Annotated in this window: 16 protein-coding genes and 2 tRNA genes; 7 read left to right on the top strand and 11 right to left on the bottom strand. The window is 66.1% G+C overall.

The features are described from left to right. The first annotated feature begins 401 nt into the window (after positions 1-401). From ACIG3E_RS13775 to ACIG3E_RS13765, 3 genes are all read left to right on the top strand, one after another. The gene (locus ACIG3E_RS13775; protein WP_399615243.1) at positions 402-5,186 is read left to right on the top strand and encodes a caspase family protein; all 4,785 of its coding nucleotides are present in this window, start codon (positions 402-404) and stop codon (positions 5,184-5,186) included. Further along, a complete protein-coding gene (locus tag ACIG3E_RS13770) occupies positions 5,179-5,481 on the top strand; it encodes a hypothetical protein (RefSeq protein WP_399615241.1) in 303 nt (100 codons plus the stop codon). Before ACIG3E_RS13775 ends, ACIG3E_RS13770 begins: the two co-directional genes overlap by 8 nt. Before the next feature lie 104 nt (positions 5,482-5,585). Further along, entirely contained in the window at positions 5,586-6,074 is a 489-nt protein-coding gene (locus ACIG3E_RS13765) for a hypothetical protein (RefSeq protein ID WP_399615239.1), read from the top strand. A 467-nt stretch (positions 6,075-6,541) separates the two neighbouring features. Here the strand turns inward: ACIG3E_RS13765 and ACIG3E_RS13760 are convergent, their stop codons facing one another. The 10 genes from ACIG3E_RS13760 to ACIG3E_RS13715 form a co-directional block, all read right to left on the bottom strand. Continuing rightward, positions 6,542-7,009 (bottom strand): hypothetical protein, encoded by a 468-nt coding sequence (locus tag ACIG3E_RS13760; protein ID WP_399615237.1) that lies wholly within the window; start codon positions 7,007-7,009, stop codon positions 6,542-6,544. Positions 7,010-7,370: 361 nt separating this feature from the next. Beyond that, a tRNA-Ser gene (locus tag ACIG3E_RS13755) sits at positions 7,371-7,428 on the bottom strand. A 174-nt stretch (positions 7,429-7,602) separates the two neighbouring features. Then, positions 7,603-7,983 carry a hypothetical protein gene (locus tag ACIG3E_RS13750; protein WP_399615236.1) on the bottom strand — a complete coding sequence of 127 codons (381 nt, stop codon included), beginning with the start codon at positions 7,981-7,983 and terminating at the stop codon, positions 7,603-7,605. Between the two features lie 51 nt (positions 7,984-8,034). Next, complete coding sequence (locus tag ACIG3E_RS13745) at positions 8,035-8,547, bottom strand: hypothetical protein (protein ID WP_399615234.1); 513 nt, start codon at positions 8,545-8,547, stop codon at positions 8,035-8,037. Between the two features lie 41 nt (positions 8,548-8,588). Beyond that, on the bottom strand, positions 8,589-8,999 hold the full coding sequence (locus tag ACIG3E_RS13740; RefSeq protein ID WP_399615232.1) for a hypothetical protein: 411 nt from the start codon (positions 8,997-8,999) through the stop codon (positions 8,589-8,591). A 107-nt stretch (positions 9,000-9,106) separates the two neighbouring features. Further along, a complete protein-coding gene (locus ACIG3E_RS13735; RefSeq protein WP_399615230.1) occupies positions 9,107-9,631 on the bottom strand; it encodes a peptide deformylase in 525 nt (174 codons plus the stop codon). 41 nt (positions 9,632-9,672) lie between these two features. Further along, positions 9,673-10,395 carry an XRE family transcriptional regulator gene (locus tag ACIG3E_RS13730; RefSeq protein ID WP_399615228.1) on the bottom strand — a complete coding sequence of 241 codons (723 nt, stop codon included), beginning with the start codon at positions 10,393-10,395 and terminating at the stop codon, positions 9,673-9,675. An 87-nt stretch (positions 10,396-10,482) separates the two neighbouring features. Continuing rightward, on the bottom strand, positions 10,483-10,686 hold the full coding sequence (locus ACIG3E_RS13725) for a hypothetical protein (RefSeq protein ID WP_399615226.1): 204 nt from the start codon (positions 10,684-10,686) through the stop codon (positions 10,483-10,485). 50 nt (positions 10,687-10,736) lie between these two features. After that, a complete protein-coding gene (locus ACIG3E_RS13720) occupies positions 10,737-12,071 on the bottom strand; it encodes a hypothetical protein (protein ID WP_399615224.1) in 1,335 nt (444 codons plus the stop codon). Positions 12,072-12,096: 25 nt separating this feature from the next. Then, positions 12,097-12,576, bottom strand: coding sequence for a hypothetical protein (locus ACIG3E_RS13715; RefSeq protein ID WP_399615222.1), 480 nt, complete (start codon positions 12,574-12,576; stop codon positions 12,097-12,099). 37 nt (positions 12,577-12,613) lie between these two features. On the opposite strand from ACIG3E_RS13715, the gene ACIG3E_RS13710 reads away from it, so the two are divergent. From ACIG3E_RS13710 to ACIG3E_RS13700, 3 genes are read left to right on the top strand one after another with little or no spacing between them, the layout of a single operon-like run. Further along, entirely contained in the window at positions 12,614-12,871 is a 258-nt protein-coding gene (locus tag ACIG3E_RS13710; protein WP_399615221.1) for a hypothetical protein, read from the top strand. A 46-nt stretch (positions 12,872-12,917) separates the two neighbouring features. Then, a complete protein-coding gene (locus ACIG3E_RS13705; protein WP_399615219.1) occupies positions 12,918-13,283 on the top strand; it encodes a DUF6415 family natural product biosynthesis protein in 366 nt (121 codons plus the stop codon). Further along, positions 13,280-13,744, top strand: a complete 465-nt coding sequence (locus tag ACIG3E_RS13700; RefSeq protein WP_399615217.1) for a hypothetical protein — start codon at positions 13,280-13,282, stop codon at positions 13,742-13,744. Before ACIG3E_RS13705 ends, ACIG3E_RS13700 begins: the two co-directional genes overlap by 4 nt. 139 nt (positions 13,745-13,883) lie before the next feature. On the opposite strand, the gene ACIG3E_RS13695 is transcribed toward ACIG3E_RS13700, so the two are convergent. After that, positions 13,884-13,959 (bottom strand) — tRNA-Arg (locus ACIG3E_RS13695). A 316-nt stretch (positions 13,960-14,275) separates the two neighbouring features. On the opposite strand from ACIG3E_RS13695, the gene ACIG3E_RS13690 reads away from it, so the two are divergent. Continuing rightward, the gene (locus tag ACIG3E_RS13690) at positions 14,276-15,382 is read left to right on the top strand and encodes an NAD(P)/FAD-dependent oxidoreductase (protein WP_399615798.1); all 1,107 of its coding nucleotides are present in this window, start codon (positions 14,276-14,278) and stop codon (positions 15,380-15,382) included. Positions 15,383-15,401 lie beyond the last annotated feature (19 nt).

Below are 15,401 nucleotides of genomic sequence, written 5' to 3'. Positions count from 1 at the left end.
GATCTCCGCCGGGAAGGGGGGCCGATTGGTCTGGGTCTCCGCGGTCGGACCCGGACGGACCTCGGAGATCACCGCTTGCCGTCATGACAAGCTCACGCAGAAGTTGCGGGCGGCCGGGCTCGGCGCGATCGCCGACCTGAGATTCTTCGGGCTCGACGACAGTGATCCCGGCGCCGACCGCCGCCTGCAAGGCCGCCGGGAACGGCCTCTGACACGAGGGCAGAAGCTGTCCAACAAGGCACTGGCGGTCCGTCCGGGCATTGGGCGATCACGGATTCGCTGGCCTGAAGAACTGCGGCGTCCTGGGCAAGATCCGCACGTAGGCGACCGCGCTGCTGAGGGCAGCAGTTGGTTGTGCAGATCGGCTGCCGACTGATGGGCACCTTCCGTACCATAATCCGGTGACGCAACGGCAAGCGCTACTCATCGGTGTGCCGCAATGTGATGACACGACATTCTCTCCCATCTCGCAGGTGGTGCGGAACGACCTCGAGAAGATGCGGTCGGCACTGACACTGTCTTCCTACTCGGTCGATTCAATCGGTGAGGACACGCTGGATCCGAGCGGGAACCGTATTCGGGCTGCCATAAGGAAGGCCTGTGCTGGAGCCCCGGAGGGCAGTGTGCTGCTCCTCTACTTCTCTGGACACGGCGTCAGCATCGACGGTGTCGACTACCTGGTTCCCAGCGACGCCTTCCGCGAGGGCGGGGAGCTCGTCCTGGACAGCCTTGTGCACGTGATTCCCGACTTGAGCAACTGCCGGGCGAAGCTCGTGGTGTTCTTCGTCGATGCGTGCCGAGACTCTCCGGCCGGCCTCCCTTCGGAAGGGGGCGGGGGAGGTGTGCTCCACTACCCGGCGGGGGGCTCGCAGGTGATGGTGGCGGGATGCGCGCCCGGGCAGGTCTGCCACTACGGCGAGGACGGCAGCTTATTCACGAGAACACTCGCCCGGGTGCTCGACCGACGCCATCCGGCGCGCACACTGTCCGCGGTACTCAATGAGGTTACCAAGGAGATGCGCAGGACTACGGGGCGAGGAGACGACCGCTCCCAGGTTCCAAACGCCTACCCGGTGACGATGTTGCGGGATGCCGCGGACCAGGTGATCTGTGAGGGTGACGAGCTTGTTTCCGCGTGGCGCCGCGTCGCCGCGGACAACCGTCTCTGGGGCCTGACCTCCGGAATCACGGATGAGATACGGGGACATGTGACGGGGATCGCGGAGGACTGTGCGCGCGCACATCTGGAGGTCTCCAACCTGCTCCGTGAGAAGACGGGGATGACTGACCACTGGTTTGACCAGAACTATCCGGCCAGAACCATCGACTTCACCGCGGAAATCCTCACCGAGGGCCCCCCGATCCTGCCGGAAGAGGCAGCGGTGATGATTGCAGCACCCTTCATGCGTGAGGCGGTTCTCGCGGAAGGAGTGCGAAAGGCCGCTGTGATTCGGCCAGGTGACTTCAAGCGTTGCTACGAGCGAGGCAACCGAACAGACCTTGAGCTCACCCACGAGATGTACCCCCAGGTGACCCGTCGGGTCGAGGGACTGACCCGCCGACACGAGACGGAAGCGGCGGAGACCCTCGTCATGTGGCTGGTCCACCGCTGGCTTGATGGCTTCACTGGTCTGTGGAAGCTCCAGCGATCACAGGTCTGTGCTGATCGAGGGGCGTACCTGATCCGCGGGACTGTGGCCGATCTAAGCCAGGGTGAGTGCCGCCGTCTGGTACAGACGTTGATCCGCGCGGTTGCCGCGGGGCCGGCCGATGGACGACTGGAGGAGAGACTCGCTGCGCTGCCGGACGACTGGCGGGGGAGGACTGGAGTTCTATGGCTTGCGGGGACCCTGGCGGCCGATCCACGCCGCCTGCCCGCAGTGATCGCCGATCACATCGGCACCGGCCTTGAGTTGTCCCTTGCCTCGGTCAAGGACGCCGCCGATCTGCTTCGTATGCAGAGACGCAAGGGGGACCTCGATCTGGCACTGATCTGCACTCATCCCGCCCAGCAGGATGCCTTTCAGGCAGTGGCCAAAGCCGGGCAGCATGTCTTGAGTCGTCTGCATGGACTCGGGCGGTTGGGCCCGGTCGCCGACGCACTGCCCTTCCGGATCACTCATGACGGAGTGCGGCCCGACCGTCCGGGCCCGGACGGCACCGCAGTGTACGAGGTGCCCCTCACCCGGTTCCGGCTCTCCGAGGACAAGATCCGCGAACTGCTGATGGGGCGACAACTCTACGACGACCCCGCACTTGCGATCCGTGAGCTCTACCAGAACTCTCTGGACGCCTGCCGATACCGGGATACTCGTCTCGAAGGGCTACGGAGGAAAGGGCGGCGTCCCGCGCCGTGGACTGGAGAGATCGGCTTCCGGCAGGGCTTGGACGACGACCGAGAATACATCGAATGCGAGGACAACGGCGTAGGTATGACCCGGGAAGTGCTGGAGCACGTCTTTTCTCGCGCCGGGGAGAGATTCGTCTACTCGCAGGACTATCGTGCCGAACACGCCGTCTGGCAGGAACTCGATCCACCACTGCGTATGGTCTCCAACAGTCAGTTCGGTGTTGGAGTCTTCAGCTATTTCATGATTGCGGACGAGATTATTCTGTACACGCGCCCCGTGGATCAGCAGGGTATCCCCTCCTCTGAGGGATTTGCAGTCCGGATTGCCAGCAGTGGCAGCCTGATGCAGGTGACTCCCTCGGAAGAAATGCTGCAAGGTGGAACCAAGATCAGGCTCTACCTCACTGGATACGAAGAGTCCGACAAGAAGATCTCCCTTCTGCAGACGCTTCGCCGCCTGCTGTGGATCGCCGACTACAGGGTTGTTGCCGCCGAGCATGACTCGGTCCCGGAGGAATGGCAGCCCCACCAGCTGCGATATCAGGATGATTCGGCTGAATCGCTCAAATTTGATCGTGATCTTTGGTGGGTGTCGGGCGTAGGTGGTCTGGCGGCGGATGGTCTGCGTACCAACGAGAAGATTTATGGGTTGATCTTTAATCTGCGCGACGAGCACCGCCCTCAATTCACCGTCGACCGAAAGAAGCTTCGCACCTGGCATGAAGACTGGGTTTATGGAAAAGTCGATGACTCACTGCCTGCCCTGAACGCATGGCCGGGGTTGACGCTATCCTGGCTGTGGGAAGTTACTGATTCGTCGGCAGAGGTGGCTGAGCGCATTTTTGAACATCTCGTCGAAGCTGGATTCGAGATACCGATTGGTGGCGGCTGGGGCCAGAGTGCCAGTGTTCCACTGGCGGAGGTTGGTTGCGTTCCCCAGGACAAGGAGCTCTTCGACCCAAAGAGCAGAAGCAACTATTTTTTCCCTCGATGGTTCACGATCTGGCGGTCCGGCGCCTGGAAGGGAAGGGCCAGTACTCAGCGAAACTTCCGTCGCATACCTCAGGCGCTGTCTGTCGAGGGTTTTCCCCTGGCCGATCCCATTGACGGAGCTCTCTTGGCCCGGCTTCGTCGCCGATATGGCGAGGACAGCCCCGTTCTGCTCGATGATATTCTCGACGCAACCGCGCATGAGAAGCAGACGGTTGCGGAACTTCTCCGTCGATTGCGAAAATTCGCAATAACGGGTCTGGACTTGCGCCATCTGCACCGCTGCGCCTCTGTCAACCTGACGTTCAAGGAGGAGGACGCCGCGCTTGCCGGGGCGCTTGCGGCATGGGCTCCACCTAGTCTGTCGCCTTCTTCAGGCACTGCTGGGAGTCTGGTCAAGGCATCCGTGCGACTTGACCAGCCGCTGCGCGAGGTCGTGCGCAGGGCGGCCGCGGCAGCGCCCGCAGGATGGGCCGGGCCGTGTGCAGAACTTGGTCAGCTTGGAGACCATATATGCACGGTGGCTGAGATGAGGATTCTGTCAGTTCGACTCGGCACCCTTCCTCCCTGGACGTCTGGGGCGCTGCAGCCCGCCCATATCGCCCACGCAGCGGGTGAACTCGGCCGGGACATCTCGCAGATCCTTGAGATGTGCGAACGATTTTCCCCTCTGGGGGTGAGTGTGGCTGGACGTGAGCTGTACCCGGCGTCGCTCAGCCAGGTGCAGGTGGAGGCGCTGCGGCATCTGGAGGTGGTTGGCAGTGCTCTGACACCCATTCAGCTGATTCATATCGCTGGGCTGGCTGGAACGAGCTATCAAGAAGTTAGGTCGGAACTCGGGGCGCTGGAAGAGTGCGGACTCCTTCGACTGCCGGAGACCAACGGTGTGGAGGATCTGGTGCCCGATGCCGACACCATCGGATTCATCGGCCAAGCGCTGCAGGTCATAGATCCTGGCACAGGCCGACGGGTATTCTTGCACCGCCCCGCTTCTTTGGCAGTGGCGGCGACATTGTCTGGCCGCTATATGCGGCGCGGTGTGACGACCCAGGTGGAAGAACTGACCGTTTTCACAGTCCCGAACGTGGCGATCACCGAACCGGAGCTGGTTTCTCTAGCGTCAATGATTATCGGATCGATTGGAGAAGCCCGAGAGTGCTTCTCCGGGACCTATCCCGAGGCCCAGCTCCCTGAGATCGCTCAAAGCGCCGAGGGGCTCCAACCTTGGTTGCTTCAGGAATATTTGATCACTCCACGCTGGGCCGTGGAACCTGTGGACTGGACCCTCGGTGTCGGGCAGATCATTTCCGGTGCCCTCGACTTCGGGTTCACTGTCGGCGAGTTCCTCAACACCGTCGCCCCCTATCGAGTACTGGGTGCGCCTCTCCCGGAGCTTTCGAAGAAGGACGCCGAGGAGTTGAGCGCTTGGCATCCGGATCTTTACGACCATGAATTGCTCGTAATCCCTCGGGAAACAGCCACCTTCGGTATGCACGACGTCTACTTGACGGAAGTAGACTCCCTGCGCCTGGTGCAAATCGCCGGACGGCTCGGCATGTCACTGCAGGAGACCCACCAGCGGCTCACCCGGATGGCTCCGCTTGGTCTGCGTCTCGTATACGCGGCCGACGCGGTCCCAGAGGGCATCGTGCACTGGCGTGATCTGCTTGCGTTGACTGTCCATCTGGACGGGCAAAAGCCGGAACTCAGGGGTCGCGTGGGCCCGGACCATTTCACACGGGCGGCCGAAGCGACGGGGGAACCAGCCGCAGACGTTCTGAAAAGGGTGCGAGTTTACGCCCGCCTGTTCTCCCTGGACCTCTCGCAGGAGCCTTTTGATGATTGATCACGACGGCGTCACCTTTGCCGAAGTGGAGTTCCCTCTCCAGACAGGCTTCGCTGTGGTGCAAGACGAGGACGGACTCACTGTCGCGGGACTGTGTCCTCAATGCGCGGCCCGCACCGAGATGACGTTCGTGTTCGGCACTCCTCAAGGTGCAAAGGGCCTTTCCCGGCGGGCTCGGCAGACGCAGCTGAGGAGGGTGACGATGTACTGCGAATGCGGCTACTGGCACGGGGACAGGCCTCCCGAGTCACCGGATACGGGATGCGGCGCCTACTGGTCGGTCGACATCGGATGAGTATCGAGCACAAGCGGTGGGCTCAGCGTGCCCAGGAGCTGCGGCTTGAGCAGTTGTCGACCGCACGCAAGCAGGCGGAGGCATGGCGGGCCGGGCTGGCCAGTATGACTGCACTGCTGGGGGTCGTGTTGGTCGTGAAGGGGCGCGAGACCGTGGGTGATCTGGTCCCCTGGGCAAGGGTGACTGTCGCCGTGCTGCTCGTCACGACGTTCGGAGGCCTCCTCGCGGCGACGGTCTTCGCCGTCCGAGCGGCTGCCGGGACCCCCGGCCAGGAAATCCTCTTGACCGGCGAGGGACTTCGCGAATGGACCAGGAATGAGGTCAGGGCCAGCGCGCGGCGGATCTGGTGCGCGGCTCTCCTGACCCTAGCGGCGCTTTCGCTCCTGGTGACCGCTCTCGGCTTCACCTGGTTCGGTCCGGCTTCGGACCCCGCAAAACCGATGGTTCGGGTGGTTACTCGGGGTGAGAGCATGTGCGGTGAACTTGTGGGAACTGCTGGAGATGACGTGGTCGTGAAGGGGGAGATCCTGAGGAAAGCGCCGATTAACTGGATCGTCTCCATCGAGCCCGTGAAGATTTGTAGCCGACCTTGATGGAACATCGGGATGGAACTGTAGCCATGCCCAATGGCGGCGGCGGTGCGCCATGACGGGTCTTCGAAGTTGAGCGGTGTGCGCGTACATTACAGCCGTTGACGGGAGTGCTGGCGCAGCTCTGCGTCTGTGCGGCAACTGCCCGGAGTGGCTCCTGGTCTACGGTCGCCGAGATGGCATGGCCATGTTGCATCGCTTAACTTCGAAGACCCGCTTTTCCAGCCCCAGCACAGACGATGGTGTTCGCCCAAGTGCCGCGCGGCCTTGTGGCGTCGGCGGCCGAACGTACTCAGGTGATGTACGCGATTCACAGTCTGGTGATCATCGATCCCCGGAACTATGAGCAGATCCATGGGAAGCGACGACCACCCCGATGTCGAGGTTCGACAGATCTCCGAGGAGAAGCTGATCCAGTCTCTTGACGGGCGTGTGTCAGAGAAGTCCAACCGGCGTCATGCGACCACGCGCTACGCCCCTTCCCGGTGGTGGTGTGGACGCCGGAGCACACCGGCCTGTTCCTCGACCACATCGCCGAGGACCGCCTGTAAGCGCTGTTCCACCTGATTGCCTTCCGCGGGCTGCGGCGGGGCGAGGCATGCGGGCAGAAGTGGACGGACGCCAATCTGGACGCCGGGCTCATCACCGTCGCCAAGCAACTTGTCGTGAACGGTTGGGAGGTGTACGAGGACGATCCCAAGACCGACGCCGGCGCGCGGACCATCGCGCTGGACCCGGACACGGTACAGGCCCTCAATCGGCACCGCGCCCAGCAGGACAAGGACCGCGAGGAGCGGGTGAGCGCCTGGGCGGAGACCGGACGCGTCTTCACCAAGCAAAGCGGCGAGATGCTCCATCCCGCCAACGTCACACGACAGTTCATCGAGCTGTACGAGGAGATCGGATTTCCGTCGCTCCGCCTCCACGACCTCGGTCATGGTGCTGACGCTCGCCCACGGGGCCGGGGCCGACCTGAAGGACATCCAGGCGATGCTCGGCCACTCCCCGATCACCATCACGACCGATACGTACACGAGTCTGCTCCCCGAGGCCGATCGGGCGATCGCCGAGGCCGCAGCCCGGCTGGTACCGCGCGCACGTGCTACCTCCGAGAACCCCGCTCCCGAAGGGGAGTCCAAGCCTGGCGAAGCGGAGAAGTCCGGCCCAGAGTCCGTGCCGGATTATGCCGTTCCATCAGGCGATATCCGGGACATCAACTCCCTGGCCCGGGACGAGGAGCCCGAGGCCGGGTGGAGCCCTCCCTGGGAAGAAGCCCCAGGGACGGGCGGTATCGCGTTGTGCCCCCGGCAGGATTCGAACCTGCGACACCCGCTTTAGGAGTTTCCCTGATCACGGCACTGACCTGCGTAAATGTCTGCCGTAGTGCATCTGGCCTGGGAAAACTCCTCTCCGTAGTTCTCGCGTGTTCGCGGGGTTTCCCGGCCTCATGTGTGCTGAATGTGTTCGAGATGGGCCTGTCTGGCGAATAGCGTTTGTAGCCGCTGTCTTCACCGGCGGGGTGCCCGACGGCCTACAGGCGTGGTGCTCGCTGGTGCGTGCGTGACCACCTGTGCCAGCGGCCCGTGGTGAGCCGTTCAGTGATCATCAGCAGTGCCAAGTCGCCCACGAGGAGTCCGAGACTTTGGAAGAACGGGACCGTGAATCCGTCACTGTGGAAGAGCAGGGCGGTGGCCAGGCCAAGGACTACGAAGGCGAGGACCAGCGCCAGCTGCAGCAGTCGGACGAACGGTGCTAGTGCAGCCCTCCTGTACGACACCGGCGCGGAGTCTGGCTGCACGTGAACAGTCACATGCTGGTCGCCACCAGCTTGATACACACGCCCCTCGCCCTTGGCTTGGGCGTACATATGCCACCGAGGGTGTTCTTCATCGCTGCGGCCTTTGCCCTTCATCGCTGGCTTCTCCTGATGGTGGTGGACAGCAAGCACTTGCTTGGGGCGGGCTCACAAAGGGCCGACCTTACGAGCAAGCCATAGGCCGATGTCCTCGATGAACTTGAGTGGGACCCCGGCAGGGTCCCGGATGGCGTAGTAGAGGAAGGCGCCGATGCTCACGGGTACGTACAGCCAGAAGAGTCTGTCGATCAGGTGCGACCTGTAGGACAGGCGTTCGCGAAGGATGACGAAGCCTGTCGCACCGACCACGGCGGCGCCCAGCGTGTAAAGCACAGACCACCAAGTCGATGGGGCGGACTTGTCGGTCCATACGGCGCGCGTGCTGGCACCCGCGATTGCGAGTGGAAGCAGTGGGGCCAAGGCAAGAAGGACGCTCAGTACCGTCTCTCCGGTTCTGTCCCAGAAAGTGCCTCCTGTCTCGTAGTAGTCCCAGTCGTCGACCTCATCCTCGTCGTCATCGTCGTCCGTGTCGGGCACCGAGCTGTGAAAGTGGTACTCCGTGATGTGCTGGTCGCGGCCCGCTTGGTAAACGCGGCCCTCGTCCTCGGCGCTGGCACGCATGTGCCAAGGAATGTCGTCTTCGTTGTCCCAATGCCCCGCGTTCATCGCTCGTTGATGAACTGGCTCCCGCCTGCTTGGTAAACGCGACCGTGATCGCGGGCTTCGGCATGGAAGCTGGTGTTCATTCGGCGTGAGCAGACATCCTCGAGCCTCGACAGCAGGGCTTCGAACTCTGCGGCAGCCGCCGGATCTTCCAGGAAGAGAGTTAGCATTCGCCCTTGCCAGGCGGACTGGAGAGCTTGTCGGACCTGCTCAGCATCGCTGGCCGGGGTCGCGAGAAGAGTCGATCGGGTCGTGTCGAGGTCTCGTTCCAGTTCACCAGCCGAGTCGGGGCGAAACTGTCGCCACAGAGTGACGACACCAGATCGAAGCGTGTTCCATCCGTCCGTTGCCATGGCCGACACCACGGCGGTACCACCTGCGCTGGCCAAGGCAATGAGCGTTGGGTCCACGGTGCCTTCTCCCCGTTTGTATCCGACGTTTGAGGGCCAGTGAATCAGTAACTCCGGCATATCGCCTGGCACTTCAGGCAAGTGGGCAACGACCCGAAGGGCTTACGTCATGCACCGTCATGCGCCCATGCATGGCCGGTCTGGCGGTACTCCTCCACGGGGATCGGCTCGACTCCGGGCAGCATCCGGGCTGTGTAGAGAAGGCCGCCGAGGTGGTCGATCTCGTGGTGGATGAGGCGGGCGACGCCGTGTTCGTAGACGGTGGTGACGGTCTCGCCGGTCAGGGTCGTGTCCTCCACCGTGAGCTTCAGGGGGCGGGGTACAAGTCCGCGTACGTCGAAGAAGCTGAGGCAACCTTCGTACTGCTCGTCCATTTCGTCGGAGCGGTCGGTGATCCGTGGGTTGAGCAGGATGACGGCGGGTGCGACGCCGGACGGCTGGACGACGGCTGCGGTCCGGCCGATGCCGATCTGTGGGGCGGCGATGCCCATGCCCTTGGCGAAAGGGTGGACCTGGCTGATCCGGTCCATCGCGGCGAACAGCTCATCGGTGATGCGCTCGGCCTCGTCGCGCTCGGCGGGCAGGTCGAAGGGGCGGGCCGGTTCGGCGAGGATGCCGGCGCCGTGCTGCACGACTCCGAGGTCTCGCATTCGCTGGCTGGGCCGCACGTCAATCACCTGAACTCCCCTTGATCTGTGTCGCGTTCGGGCCGGGCCCGGAACCGCCACTCCAGACGGTACCGAGCGTGTAGGGCGGGCGTGGTCGTGATCCATGTGAATCGCCGTAGCTCGCCGTCGTCGCTGCGGACGGGCGGGGTACGCAGCGGGGAGGCTTCGGCAGTCATGGAGGTCTCGGTGCCCCACACGACGGGATCGAGGTCGGCTGGGAAGACGAGCTGGACTTCGAGCTGTTCGGTGGGCAGGCGTACGGCTCGCTGGAACCAGTGGCCCCATTTGTCGTCGCCGACGGTGTAGGCGTACTCGATCCACACGGACTCGCCGGGGTAGAGCGGGAAGCGGCCGTGTTCGTTGTCGAACAGCAGCCAGACCTCCTTGAAGGCGTCGCGGTCGTGCTTGGCTTCCCACCGCATCGTCTCGCCCCGGCAGGTGGCCATCAGTGCGAGTTCGTCCCAGGTCAACGGGTGTGCTCTGTAATGGACGTTGGATCGCTCGGGGTCGCCGGGGTAACGGTCGACGGGGATGCGGATCAGATGGCGGGTGACCGGTTCGTCGCCGGTGTTTCGCAGGCGTCGGCGCATGGTGAGCCGGTAGTTGCTGCCGTCGTACCGGAGCCGTGCTGCGTCGTGCTCAACGACGAGGGCGGAGTCGGTCGCGTACGGCTGCTCGGGGCGGCGTTGGGCGGGCGGTGACGCCACTGACCGCCGGGTACGGGCCATGGCCTGCTCGTAGTCGCACCATTGCCGCCGGATCGATCTCCCAGCGTTCAGTGCCTCGTCGGCGAGCCGTGAGAACTCCTCGCTGGGCTACCCGGGGTCCACGATGCCGAGCCTTGGTCCGGCGCGGGTAGTGGCGGCGAACTGGGCGAGCGGGCCTTCGTGCAGCGCGCGTTGGGCGGTGGTGAGCCTGACGCGGGGGTCTGCGCCGCGTCCTGCCCACAGGGCGCGGATGTCCTCGTTCACGGCCGCAGCAGGGCGCACGGCGGCCCGGGGGCTGGGGGTGGGGGACATGCCTGCCAGCGTACGCCGTAGCACTGACACCGCCGAGATTGTGAGGGCCGTTAGGCACCTAAGACGTCCATCAGGTGGTCATCGAGATCAGTAACCCAACTCTCCCGGCGCCACGGACGCAGCTCGCGCCGCGCCCGCCGAAGGCGAATCGCTGGCACGCGACCCCCTGTAGCGGACGCGGCGGCGACGCACCGGTGCAGCAACTCCACCGCGTCGTGAGGCTCACCGAGGCGGATGCGGGCGAGCGCCTGGTCGGTCGTGACGATGGCTCTCTGCACCTGTTCCCGCGGCGCTGACAACGCCTCCACCGACCGGGCGAACCGATCGTGCGCCGCTACCGGATCACCGACGTACAGCTCGCATACGCCTTCGAAGCCACGCAGGTGCCCCGGCGAGAACGAGGTGGGCGCCGGATCGTTGGCGTGATCGGCTTCGATGTCGTACCAGGCGAGCCCCAGCGCGGCCTGTGACTGCCGCTCTTGTCCGGCCCGCGCGGCCAGCTCCGCCTGAAGAGCATGGGCCCGCGCGCGGGTCAACGTGCTTTCCCCAGTGCGGGCTGTTCGCACGGCCTGGTCAACCAGGCGCCGCGCGCCGTCGAGACCGTCCGTCGAGTAGAGGGTGACGAGGGCGTGGCTCATGTGCACGCTGGCCTGTCGCCACGGCTGCTGAAGCAGGCATGCCTCGCGGGTAGCCTCGGCGTACAGGGCCCGGGAGGCGGCATCGTCTCGCGTCTCGAAGGCGAGTCGACCGCCGAGCGTCGCGGCCGCGACTACGACCTCCCGCAGGTGGGGCACGAGCGGGGCGGGTGCCGGGCCCGCAAGCAAGCGCCGCGCAGCCTCGGCTGCCGGAGCGAGGAGTAGTTGGAGGCGCACCATCGGCAGTGAGCCCACCTCGGCGTTGACGTCAGCCACGACTGCAGCCAGCCCGGCCACGGCCGCCTCGTCCGCCTGAGACGGCTCTGCGAGCGCTGTGTTGAGGTCGGCCTGCGTGCTCGGGGCGAGGAGGGCGAGCAGCCCGGCGCCCGTGTCGGTGGCCGCGCGCAGGACGAGGCTGCGGAGTTCGGCTATCCGGTGCTCGCTCTCACCAAGGAGGGCGAGCGCGTGTAGGTACTCGGCGAAGTCGGAGCCTCTGCCGAGGGAGACGTCGCCTGCGGGGGTGCGCGCGTAGAGGTGAGCGAGCAGGAGCTGATACCGATCGTCCGGCATGGTCGGCCGTCTCGCCTCCCAGCGGGCGACGGAGCGCTGCACGCTGGCCACTGCGGGCAGGGCTGGCTGGTGCAGGTCCTCGGCAAGGGCGACGAGCGCACGGGCAACGTCGGCGAGGGACAGTCCGCGGCGGTGCCGCAGCTCCTTCAGGCATGCCGCCCCCGCGGCTCGATCCTCCATATCGTCATAGTGGCGCCCCCAGGACTTACACGGGCACGATCAGGCGCGGTTTCCCCTGATCGCGTGTGTAGTTGAGGGTCTGCCACGTGCCTGAGGACTCTTCGGCGTGATGCGGGAAGCCGATCGTCATGCTTGCGCGGTCCACCATCCACCGGTTGCGCGCGTGGTAGGCGGGCGCTTTCAGCTCCGAGGCTCCCAGCTCGACGATCTCCTTGATGCGCTCGCGTGTGCGGGCGATGGCCTGCCGGGCTTCGGCAGGCTGCTGGTCGATCCGACCCGGAACGACGATCGTGATGGCCGCGGGCGTGTTGCCAGCCAGCCAGATCAGGGACATGGAGTCGATGCCCTTGGCGCCCCCGATATAGAAGTGCGCGTCTGGGGCGGCGAACGGCCCGAGGTAGTCCCGGAACAGACCCGCGTACTCGTCGAGGCGGCGGTGCCCCGTGCTCCTCGTGCCGGTCACAGCCACCGCACGCATGATCAACTCCGTGTCATGGGTTGTCATATCCCGCTCCTGCCTGCCTCGTTGAGATCGTCAACGTGTGGACACCAACGACCTTGAGCAGCTCTCCAGTTACCTGAAGAATCGCGGGCTACTGATCAAAGTGAACGAATCCGCGATGCGGATCACCGTCACCAACCCCCTGAACAGTCGCCTGTCTGAGGAGATTCTCGCCATCGGGGACCGGTACGTCACCGGTTTCGACTACGAGGTGGGAGTGCAGGGAGCAGAGCAGGAGTGCGCCGATCGCATCTCGCGCATCCTTGCCGTCAACGGGAATCTTGGACTCACGCGATGATCAGGCATCGCGGCAGTGACGGCTCCCTCGGGGCGGTGGGGCGATGATGACCGCCGACGAGACCCGTCTGAAGGACCTGGTCGAGCTCGCCTTCGGCGCGCTCGCCGACCCGCCCGCGCCCGAGAACACCGCCGTGCTGCACCGGCGCATCGTCGCGGAGATCCTCCGCCGTCTCCCTCAGGCAGAGGAGGCCGCCGCGGCCGAGCGTGTGCGCAGTGACGCCTGGTACAGACACCAGCGGGTGATCGACCGGACCCGCGACACCCTGGCGATGGAGGGCGAGGAGCCGAACCCGGGCGACGGCCCGACCGGCGCGGTGCTGCGCGTCGTCATGCTCGCCCGCAGACTGCGGGCCCTGTCGGTGTACCCGGCCAGCGCCGAAGGGCACGCCTGCCCGCCGAGGCGCCAGTGAGCGCGCCCGGCGTCGCCGAGAGTCTGCTGCTGGCCATCGTCGAGCGCGGCCCCGCCCTCACTGTCCAGCAGGCCCAGGGCAACGTGTGCCTGTGGTGCCCCACGGCCCTGCGCCCCGGCGACGGCGTCGACATCTGCGGCGGCCACGGCGCCGACTGGGATTGGTGGCCGCACGCCTGCAAGGCCTGCTACGCGAACAATCTCCGGTCTGTGGCGACGTACGTCGACTGGAACGACCACCTGCTCGGCTGCGCGGCCTGCTGCCAGCACGCGCCGTGCTCCACCGTGGGGACCCTGCGCACCGCACACATACACGCGCGGATCCGCATCCGGCGGCCAGCCGTCTGGTGCATGAACTGCCTGAACATCATGCGGCCCGACGACCTATGGCAGCCGCACCTCTGGCAGGGCCCGCGCGGGATGGAACTCAGCTACCGGCACACCGGCGCCTGCCCGCAGTAGGCGGGCGACGATCAGCCCTGCGGCTCTGGTGCCGCAGGAACAGGCGCGCCCTCGTGTCCGATGGGGTGGTCAGAATGGCAACAAAAAGGCCCAGGTCCGGAGTTCATACCCCGTGACCTGGGCCTTTGGTCGCCTGACCTGGTGCCCCCGGCAGGATTCGAACCTGCGACACCCGCTTTAGGAGAGCGGTGCTCTATCCCCTGAGCTACGAAGGCGTGCCGTCCGTGAGGGCGGCTTTGGACAGGGTAGCCGATGGGGGGCCGGGAGTGCCCGGAGGGAGTGGGGTGGGGCTGGGGGCGGGCGGCGACCACCAGCGGCGCTACTGGGGGTGGGCGGCGGGCACCAGCGGCGCTACTGGGGGCGGGCGGCGGCCACCGGCGGTGCCGCTGGGGGCGGGCGGCGGCCGTCAGTGGCGCGTGGCTACTGTCCGGTGATGGACCTCCACTGATCGTGTGCGTCACGATGGCACCCCCGGTGGTGGCGGAAGAGGTGGTCTCGGTGGCGCGGGTCGTGGTGGTCGGGGGCGGGGTCATGGGGGCCTCCGTGGCCTTTCACCTCGCCGAGGCGGGCGTGCGGGACGTCGTGGTCGTGGAGCGCGGCGCCCTCGGGAGCGGGAGCTCGGGCAAGCCGATCGGCGGGGTGCGGGCGCAGTTCTCCGACCCGGTGAACATCGCCCTGGGTGCGCGGAGCCTGCGGGCTTTCCGTGACTTCGCGGCACGGCCGGGCGGTGACATCGGCCTGGAGACGGTGGGCTATCTGTTCCTGCTCGACCGGCCGGAGGACGTCGACGCCTTCGAGGAGAGCGTCCGCGTACAGGAGCGGATGGGGGTGCGCGGCCGGATGGTCGGGCCGCGGGAGGCGCACGAGCTGTGCCCGTACGTCCGGCCCGAGGGGCTGCTCGCCGCCGCGTACTCGCCCGACGACGGGCACGCCCGGCCCGGCGCCGTCGTCGCCGGGTACGCGCGGGCCGCCGCCGCGGCCGGGGTCTCCTTCGTCACCGGGACCTCCGTGACCGGAATGGACGTGACCGGCGGGCGCGTCACCGCCGTGCGGACCGACCGCGGGGTGATCACCTGCGACGCCGTGGTGTGCGCCGCGGGCGCCTGGTCCGCGGGGGTCGGTGCGATGGCGGGGGTGGAGCTGCCGGTGCGGCCGCTGCGGCGGCAGATCGCGTTCACGGCCCCGCTCGTGCCGCCCCCGCCCCGCACCCCGTTCACCATCGACTTCTCCTCCACGGCGTACTTCCACACCAGCGACCAGGGGCTGCTGTTCGGGCTCGCCGACCCGGGGCAGGAGGAGGGTTTCGACACGACGTGGACCGAGGAGTGGGTGGAGCTGTTCCGGGCCGTGATGCGGCGGCGCGCGCCCGCCCTCGCGGACCTCGACGTCGTGGGCGGCTGGGCCGGGCTCTACGAGGTCACGCCCGACCGCAACGCCCTCGTCGGGCGGGCCCCGGACGTGCCCAACTTCCTGTACGCCACCGGGTTCTCCGGGCACGGCTTCCTCCAGGCCCCGGCCGTCGGCGAGGTCGTACGCGATCTGTATCTGGAGCGCGAGCCGTGCGTGGACGTGGCGTCGCTGAGCGCCGAGCGGTTCCGCGTCGGGGCGGGCGGCAGGCCCGAGGCGCATGTGGTGTGAGTGACCTCTGGGCGGGCCC

It is taken from the genome of Streptomyces sp. NPDC053474, from assembly GCF_044544845.1.
Lineage (GTDB): Bacteria > Actinomycetota > Actinomycetes > Streptomycetales > Streptomycetaceae > Streptomyces.
The sequence above is the reverse complement of the archived record's forward strand: the minus strand, read 5'-3'. Positions and strand labels throughout refer to the sequence as shown.

Bases quoted from the DNA above. Each gene is read 5' to 3' on its own strand.
- ACIG3E_RS13770 (WP_399615241.1), top strand. From the start codon at position 5,179: ATGATTGATCACGACGGCGTCACCTTTGCCGAAGTGGAGTTCCCTCTC.
- ACIG3E_RS13765 (WP_399615239.1), top strand. From the start codon at position 5,586: ATGACTGCACTGCTGGGGGTCGTGTTGGTCGTGAAGGGGCGCGAGACC.
- ACIG3E_RS13760 (WP_399615237.1), bottom strand. From the start codon at position 7,009: ATGACCGAGGTCGTGGAGGCGGAGCGACGGAAATCCGATCTCCTCGTA.
- ACIG3E_RS13750 (WP_399615236.1), bottom strand. From the start codon at position 7,983: ATGAAGGGCAAAGGCCGCAGCGATGAAGAACACCCTCGGTGGCATATG.
- ACIG3E_RS13745 (WP_399615234.1), bottom strand. From the start codon at position 8,547: ATGCGTGCCAGCGCCGAGGACGAGGGCCGCGTTTACCAAGCGGGCCGC.
- ACIG3E_RS13730 (WP_399615228.1), bottom strand. From the start codon at position 10,395: ATGGCCCGTACCCGGCGGTCAGTGGCGTCACCGCCCGCCCAACGCCGC.
- ACIG3E_RS13725 (WP_399615226.1), bottom strand. From the start codon at position 10,686: ATGTCCCCCACCCCCAGCCCCCGGGCCGCCGTGCGCCCTGCTGCGGCC.
- ACIG3E_RS13720 (WP_399615224.1), bottom strand. From the start codon at position 12,071: ATGGAGGATCGAGCCGCGGGGGCGGCATGCCTGAAGGAGCTGCGGCAC.
- ACIG3E_RS13715 (WP_399615222.1), bottom strand. From the start codon at position 12,576: ATGACAACCCATGACACGGAGTTGATCATGCGTGCGGTGGCTGTGACC.
- ACIG3E_RS13705 (WP_399615219.1), top strand. From the start codon at position 12,918: ATGACCGCCGACGAGACCCGTCTGAAGGACCTGGTCGAGCTCGCCTTC.
- ACIG3E_RS13690 (WP_399615798.1), top strand. From the start codon at position 14,276: ATGGGGGCCTCCGTGGCCTTTCACCTCGCCGAGGCGGGCGTGCGGGAC.